This window comes from Pseudonocardia kunmingensis (genome assembly GCF_006716445.1).
GTDB classification, from domain to species: domain Bacteria; phylum Actinomycetota; class Actinomycetes; order Mycobacteriales; family Pseudonocardiaceae; genus Pseudonocardia; species Pseudonocardia kunmingensis.
Genome location: NZ_VFPA01000009.1, coordinates 141038 through 147617 on the forward strand (window position 1 = coordinate 141038; position 6580 = coordinate 147617).

General features: G+C 70.9%; 9 protein-coding genes. 5 read left to right on the top strand and 4 right to left on the bottom strand.

Annotated elements, in window-relative coordinates; genetic code table 11:
- The first annotated feature begins 3 nt into the window (after nucleotides 1-3).
- Entirely contained in the window at nucleotides 4-633 is a 630-nt protein-coding gene (locus FB558_RS42535) for a recombinase family protein (RefSeq protein WP_142065381.1), read from the top strand.
- A gap of 590 nt (nucleotides 634-1223) precedes the next feature.
- Here FB558_RS42535 and FB558_RS42540 read toward each other — a convergent pair.
- Nucleotides 1224-1973: a hypothetical protein gene (locus tag FB558_RS42540; RefSeq protein WP_142065384.1), complete on the bottom strand. Its 750-nt coding sequence runs from the start codon at nucleotides 1971-1973 to the stop codon at nucleotides 1224-1226.
- A 310-nt stretch (nucleotides 1974-2283) separates the two neighbouring features.
- Here FB558_RS42540 and FB558_RS42545 point away from each other — a divergent pair, with 310 nt between their 5' ends.
- From FB558_RS42545 to FB558_RS42555, 3 genes are all read left to right on the top strand, one after another.
- A complete protein-coding gene (locus FB558_RS42545; RefSeq protein WP_142065386.1) occupies nucleotides 2284-2859 on the top strand; it encodes a DUF3800 domain-containing protein in 576 nt (191 codons plus the stop codon).
- A gap of 157 nt (nucleotides 2860-3016) precedes the next feature.
- Nucleotides 3017-3199 carry a hypothetical protein gene (locus tag FB558_RS42550; RefSeq protein ID WP_142065388.1) on the top strand — a complete coding sequence of 61 codons (183 nt, stop codon included), beginning with the start codon at nucleotides 3017-3019 and terminating at the stop codon, nucleotides 3197-3199.
- Nucleotides 3200-3659: 460 nt separating this feature from the next.
- On the top strand, nucleotides 3660-4616 hold the full coding sequence (locus tag FB558_RS42555) for a tyrosine-type recombinase/integrase (RefSeq protein WP_170231833.1): 957 nt from the start codon (nucleotides 3660-3662) through the stop codon (nucleotides 4614-4616).
- 39 nt (nucleotides 4617-4655) lie between these two features.
- Here the strand turns inward: FB558_RS42555 and FB558_RS42560 are convergent, their stop codons facing one another.
- From FB558_RS42560 to FB558_RS42570, 3 genes are all read right to left on the bottom strand, one after another.
- Nucleotides 4656-5114, bottom strand: coding sequence for a DUF4383 domain-containing protein (locus FB558_RS42560; RefSeq protein WP_142065392.1), 459 nt, complete (start codon nucleotides 5112-5114; stop codon nucleotides 4656-4658).
- A 60-nt stretch (nucleotides 5115-5174) separates the two neighbouring features.
- Nucleotides 5175-5672, bottom strand: coding sequence for an SRPBCC family protein (locus FB558_RS42565; RefSeq protein ID WP_142065394.1), 498 nt, complete (start codon nucleotides 5670-5672; stop codon nucleotides 5175-5177).
- A gap of 133 nt (nucleotides 5673-5805) precedes the next feature.
- Nucleotides 5806-6018 (bottom strand): DUF6131 family protein, encoded by a 213-nt coding sequence (locus FB558_RS42570; protein ID WP_142065396.1) that lies wholly within the window; start codon nucleotides 6016-6018, stop codon nucleotides 5806-5808.
- 66 nt (nucleotides 6019-6084) lie between these two features.
- On the opposite strand from FB558_RS42570, the gene FB558_RS42575 reads away from it, so the two are divergent.
- Nucleotides 6085-6450 carry a hypothetical protein gene (locus FB558_RS42575; RefSeq protein WP_142065398.1) on the top strand — a complete coding sequence of 122 codons (366 nt, stop codon included), beginning with the start codon at nucleotides 6085-6087 and terminating at the stop codon, nucleotides 6448-6450.
- The last annotated feature ends 130 nt before the right edge of the window (nucleotides 6451-6580 follow it).

Genomic DNA, 6580 nt, shown 5'->3' on the forward strand with positions numbered 1-6580 from the left:
TCGGTGCCCGGACTCCTGATCGGTTACGCGCGCTGCTCCGCCGACGCACAGGACGACCTCACGGCCCAGCGCGACGCCCTCGTCGCCCTCGGCGTCGAACCGGAGCGCATCTACGTCGATCACGGGCTCACCGGCACCAACCGCGCGGGACTGGACGAGGCCCTCGCCGCCTGCCGAAGCGGAGACGTCCTCGTCGTCACGACGCTAGATCGACTGGTCAGGTCCGTGCCCGCCGCCCGGGTCATCGTCGACGAGCTCACCGCAGGCCAGATCAAGCTCAGCATCGGCGGGTTGGTCTACGACCCTACCGACCCCGTCGGGCGCCAGTGGCTGAACGCGTTCGCGACGCTCGCCGAGCTCAAGACCGACATCGACCGGGAGAAGAAATTTCTCAAACTCTTCAACACCAAGGACGACCGATCACTTGAGGAGCGTCTTGCCCCGCCGCCTCTCCCACCGCACCCCCCTCCGAGCCCAGAGCAGCTCCGCTATCGGCGGCTCGTGGCCGACGCAATGGCCCATCCGGGGGAGTGGCACGACGGGGAGTGGTGGCACGAGATGTTGCGGCGGCTCGCTGCGCGAGGGCGTCGACTACTTCACCGCCGTCGGCCGGATGCTCGCCGAGGGAAATGATGATGACGAGGCACTTCGGTCGATGCTCGAAGCGAAGAATAAACGCCTGCACCAGGTCCACACCATTTCCCTCGCCGGCCGTGCTGATCGCCGATCGCGCGCTCCGAGGTCATCGCCCACCCCAACCGCACGGCGCGTGATCGTCGGGGGTCGGCCGTAACGTCCGCGCCGTGCTCGACGACCTCTCGACCGCCGGCCCCGCCTTCCCGGCCCGCGAGCTCGTCCCCACTGGCCCCCCACGCCGGCCCGTGGCGCCGCGCCAGCTCGCGGCAACGGTCACCCGGCCACCGGCCGCGCAGCCCGACCCAGCCCCGCGGATGCAGCCGCTACGACGCACTCAGCACCGCGACGAAACCGTGTCGGCGCATGCCGCGCTTCGCACCACTTCGCCAGGACGGCCAGCACAGCCACTTCCGCCGTCATCGCGCGGGTTCAGATCGCCCGGGTCAGCTCCGCCTCCCGGACGTACGGGTCGACCTCGGCTGGGCCCTTCACCCGCACCACGACCATCACAGGGTCAACCATCACACCCATGCTGTAGCAGGAGCGGGCCGTCGCAGTGGCCTCCGACGAGTTTCTGACAGCCGCACTCATCCCTCACTGGCCGGTGGACGTCGGCGGCGTATCACCACCACGGCGCCGACGACGACCACCAGCAGCACGAGGAGGACAAGAAGAACGACCACGTCGACCGGTGGCGCGGTGCTGCCGGACACCACGACCAGGCGCCCGTCGCCCGTGGTCACGCCCGGTTCTGCCGCTACCAGGACCTGGTCGCTGCGGTCGAGCAGGTCGTTGTGCCGGCGGAAGTCCTCGAGCCCGCCGGAGTAGGTCTGGCCGGTGGTGTCCACCAGAAGCGCGCCGGCACCGGACCCGGCGACGTAGAGCGGCATCAGCTCCAGCCGGCCGTCGTCATGCCGCACGAGCATGCCCCGCACAAGCACCTCGCCGCTGCCCCCGGTAGCTCTCGCAGCCTCCGCGGTGACCGCGGGCGGCAGCGGGCAGCCGAGATCGGGGATCGGAGAGCTGTAGATCAGCTGCGGGCGGACGAGGCAGGGAGCGGCCCCGAACAAGAAGCTGGCGAGCTCGTCACGGCTGAAGTATGCGGCGATGTTTGCCTGGCGGTCCTCGCCTGACCCGTCGGGGTTCTCGTCCAGGACGTCGTGAACGACGTTCTTGTCGAGGGTGTAGGCGAGCAGGAGCTCGCCCGGCGGGGCGGCCGGCGGGGGTGTGCCACATCCGGCGACCGCCGCGAGCACCAGCGACAGGAGAACCAGCGGCAGGCCAGCGGCGAGGGTGCCCCGCTTGCGAGCAAATTCCCGACCCAGGTAGGGACGCACGGCCAGCATCCTCACACAGCCGTGCCGGGACCGGTCCCCGTCGGCGTGCTCATCGCCGGACGGCACTGCGTCCTCACGCGCCGAGTCGCACAGCGTCACTTGGCTGGCGCAAACGCCCAAGGCAGTACCTTTCCGCCCGCAAGCAGTCACACAGCAGGTGTTCGACTTGGGCGCGGATGCCGCTCGATCAGCGCCACACCCGCTGCACGTCACAGCGCAGGTAGCGGGTACGTGATACAGCGAGTTATCACGTATTCGGCGCGGGAACCGGGTCGCCCGTGCCGACCTGCCGCTCGCGGTGGCTGCGACGATGGCCGGCCTGATGAGCTGGAGCGCCTACGTCGACGAGTCCGAACCCGATCCCCGGAGCGGGGGGTCAGGGGTCTACGTCCTCGCGGCGGCGAGGATCGAGCACGCGGATCGGGACGCCGCCCGCGCCGCGCTCACCGGGTTGCGGCTGCGCGGGCAGCGCAAGCTGCACTGGCATGAGGAGAGCGACCAGCGCCGCAAGGACCTCGTCGCCGCCGTCGCCGCCCTGCCCGCCCTGCACCTGGTGGTGGTTCTCGTCGACGCCGCAGCTAGCTCGGAGCGCCGCCGCCGCAAGTGCCTGACCCGGCTGCTGGGCGAGCTCGACCGGGACGGCGTGGCCGAGGTCTGCCTCGAATCGCGGGAGGCCAAGCAGAACCGGCGCGACCGGCAGCTCCTGGACGTGCTGCGCTCGCAGCGCAGCCTCGGGCCGGGCCTGCGGATGCAGCACCAGCCCGGCCCGGTCGAACCGCTGCTGTGGGTGCCCGACATCGTCGCCGGCTCGATCGGCGCGCTGCGCCGCGGGGATCCCGGCTACCACGACCGGCTCGCGGGCATGCTGACCGTCATCACGATCTAGAAAATGGCGCGAGCCCGGGACCCCGCCGTCCGGCGGGAACTTCCCGGGCCCACTTCCGACCACCCCGCAGGGCGGCGGCCATGACCGGATTCTACTACGGCCGGCCCGGCCGCGTCGTCCTCGTCGATGTCGGTGCGGCACCCGTAGCGTCCCGCCCGTGAACGACGCCGCGACCACCGCGCACGGCGGCCTCCTTCCGGCTGTCCACCCGCTGCACTGCACGCCGTTCCGCCCCACCGGCGCGGAGCCGGTGGCCAGCGCGCTGTGGTCGCGGCTCAACGTCGAGCACCCGGTCCTGTCCCGGCTGCCTGCCCGGGAACGGCTGCTCGCCGCCGCCTGACTCGCCGGCTACCGCTCCGCGCGGACCCGCCGCGCACGTCAAGCAGGCGCTGGGCGGGGCGGTGACGCAAGCGCCACCGTCCTCGCTGCCCGTCGTTCGGGGCGCTCCCTCCAACTCGCCCGCGCCCTTCTGTGGTTCGCTGCCTCGATGAGCAGTGGTGCGCCCATCGAGTACAGCCCTGCACGCTGCAGCTTCTGCGGACGGCTGCGGAAGGCGATTGTTCAAGGAGCTACGGCTGACCTCGTCATCTGCTCGGCATGCGTCCAGCTTTGTGTCGAGATCCTTTCCGAAGAGGGTCGACTCGATCTCGACGAGTAGTCGATGTCGGTGCGGCTCCGTAGCGTCCCTCCTCGTGAACGACGCCGCGACCACCGCGCAGGGCGCCCTCCTTCCGGCCGCGCTCCTTCCGGTTGTCGATTCCCGCACGGCGCATGCCGTTCCGTCTCCCGGCGCGGATCCGGTGGCTGGCGCGCTGCTGTCGCGGCTCGACGTCGAGCACCCGGTCCTGTCCCGGCTGCCTGCCCGGGAACGGCTGCTCGCCGCTGCCTGGCTCACCGGCTACCGCTCCGCGCGGACCCGCCGCGCCTACGCCACAGACCTCGCGGCGTGGCTGGACTGGCTGAACGCGCTCGGCGTCGACGTGCTGCACGCTCGCCGGGTGCACGCCGACCTGTGGGTGCGCCACCTCCTCGACGCCGGCGCCGCGGCCTCGAGCACCTCGCGGCGGCTTTCGGCGTTGACCAGCTTCTACCGTCATCTCGTCGAGCACGACCTGCTCGCCGCCAACCCGGCCGCCGCGGTCCGCCGCCCGACGGTCGACCCCGACCACACCGCGACTGTCGGTCTCGACCGTGACCAGGCCCGCGCGTTCCTTGCCGCCGCCGACGCCGACCCCGGTCCGGCCCGGTTGCGCACCGCGGCCGTCGCCCGGCTGCTGCTGCACTTGGGGCTGCGCGTCGACGAGCTCGCCGCCGCCGACATCGCCGACCTCGGGCACGACCGCGGCCACCGGGTGCTCACCGTGACCCGCAAGGGCGGCCGCCGCGCCGTGGTGGTCCTGCCCCCGGCCACCGCCGCCGCCTTGGACGCATACTTAGCCGGCCGGGCGGGCGAGGACGGGCATCTCGCTGAGGGCCCGCTGCTGGCGACTGCGAGTGGGGGGCGGCTCGACCAGGCCGCGTTCTGGAAGCTCGTGCGCCGCCTCGCGCGTGCCGCCGGGATTCCGTCCTGGGCGCAGTTGTCCCCGCATTCGCTGCGCCATACCGCGATCACCCTGGCCCTTGACGCCGGCGCGCACCTGCGCGACGTGCAGGACTACGCCGGGCACCGCGATCCGCGGACCACTCGACGCTACGACCGGGCCCGCGACACCCTCGACCGCAACGCCGCCTACACCCTCACCGCCTACCTCGCATGACCATGGCCGGCGGCAGGGACGTAGCCGGTGCGGGTCGCGTCAGGCGGTGCGGGTGGCGGGCGCCCGCCCGAGCAGTGCACCGAGGACGATCATGACGATGGCCAGGCCGAGGTGCAGCCAGTTGTCGGCCGTGTTGACCGGCACGAAGTTCGCGGCGCTGTCGAAGTCGATGAGCAGGCCATAGACCCACAGCACGACGTAGACGAGGCCGCCGTAGAGCAGGAACCCGCGCGCGCCCGCCGGGATCCGGGCCAGGACGAGCCCGGCGACGCCGAACACCGCGTGCACGAGGTTGTGCAGGATCGAGACCGCGAACAGGCCCAGCAGCAACGCGCCGGACTGGTGCCCGGCGTAGGTCAACTGGTCGTAGTTGGTGGTCGCCCCGGGAATGAACCCGAGGACGGCGACCACCAGGAACACCGCCCCGACCGCGGCGGCGGCACGCTGAACGGGATGGCGGCTGGCCCGGGCCCGCGACCCCGGCGTGCTCTGCGACATAGCGCACACATTCCCAGCTCGCCGTGATCGAACCTGCCGGTGAGCGGATCACGCCTGGGATCAGGCTGTGGTGGAGCCACCGCTGGTGTCGGTCCCGCTGACGTTGGTGTCGACGTTGCCGCGCCAGCCGCCTTCTTCGTGCCCGCGGGACTCGATGAACTGCTTGAACTTCGCCATGTCGCCCTGGATGCGGCGCGCGATGATGCCCAGCGCCTCGCCGGCCTTCTCGGTGAGGGTCTGCGGGTCGTGGTCGAGTTGCAGGGTGACCCGGGTGTGGGTGTCATCGAGGCGGTGGAAGGTGACCACACCGGCCTGGTGAGTGCCGTTGACCGTGGTCCAGGCCACGCGTTCGTCGGGGTGCTGCTCGGTGATCTCGGCGTCGAACTCGCGCGCCACGCCGGCGATGCGGGTGACCCAGTGGGTGCGGGTGTCGGTGAGCTGATCGATGCGTTCGACACCGTCCATGAACCGGGGGAACGACTCGAACTGGGTCCACTGGTTGTAGGCGGCGCGCACGGGCACAGCGACGTCGACGCTCTCGGTGACGTTGGAGGTCATGAACGGCACGTACCCGCCGGTCAGCCCGGTATGCCGGGCCAACACCCCGCGGCGTCGGTGCTCGGCAGATCGACCTCCGGCTGCGTGCCTGGCCGAGGACTCCCGGCACCCCCCGGCCGAGGGTGCGCGGGGGTCAGAACCAGTGAGGTCGGCCGCCTACTGCGCGCCCGGTCCGCCCCAGAACGAGGAGAACAACTCCCACGATCAGAAGAATCGCGCCGATGTAGTAGAGCAAGCTGATGCCCGCAACGTAGCCGAGGATCAGCAGGATAAGGCCGAGAATGATCAACTTCTGCACCTTTCGGGGGAGCGCCGCGGTGCAGCGCAGGACGTAGAGTAGTTGCACGCCGAAAGCGATACTTGATCGTTACCGTTAAGATCGACGGCCGGGCTGGGGGAGGGGTTCGAGGGCGTGACGGCTGATCCGGTGATGGCGGTGGTGCGGGTGAAGGCGCCTGCCGAGGTCGACCCGTACGTGCTCGAGGCGGAGCTGACCCGGGCGATCTGCACGCGGTCGATGACGGCGGAAGTGGTGCTGTTGCCGTCCTGGCGACGTGGATCGAGGCGTGGCATGCGTCGGTACGGTTTCGTCGCGGCGTTGTCTGCGCCCGCAGCACGCAGCGCGTCGGAGCTGACGGGCACTGCGGAGAAGGTGTTGCGGAAGGCGCTCCGTACAAGGTTCGGCTCCGCCGCATCGGCGAAGGTGAGACTGGCCCGATCCGCTCATGAAGTCGACGTGCTCTGGTGCAGCGTGCGGGGAACTCCGCGGCGTCCCTGACGCCCGTTCCCGCGCTGGCCTGCTACGTGCACGATCCCGATCACTACTTGGAGATCCACCGGAGATCGGCGGGCCGGTTACGGCACCGTGGGGACCGGTGGGCTTAGTAGCACGACGTCGGTGCCGGCGT

Bases quoted from the DNA above. Each gene is read 5' to 3' on its own strand.
- FB558_RS42565 (WP_142065394.1), bottom strand. From the start codon at position 5,672: ATGACCTCCAACGTCACCGAGAGCGTCGACGTCGCTGTGCCCGTGCGC.
- FB558_RS42560 (WP_142065392.1), bottom strand. From the start codon at position 5,114: ATGTCGCAGAGCACGCCGGGGTCGCGGGCCCGGGCCAGCCGCCATCCC.
- FB558_RS42545 (WP_142065386.1), top strand. From the start codon at position 2,284: ATGGCCGGCCTGATGAGCTGGAGCGCCTACGTCGACGAGTCCGAACCC.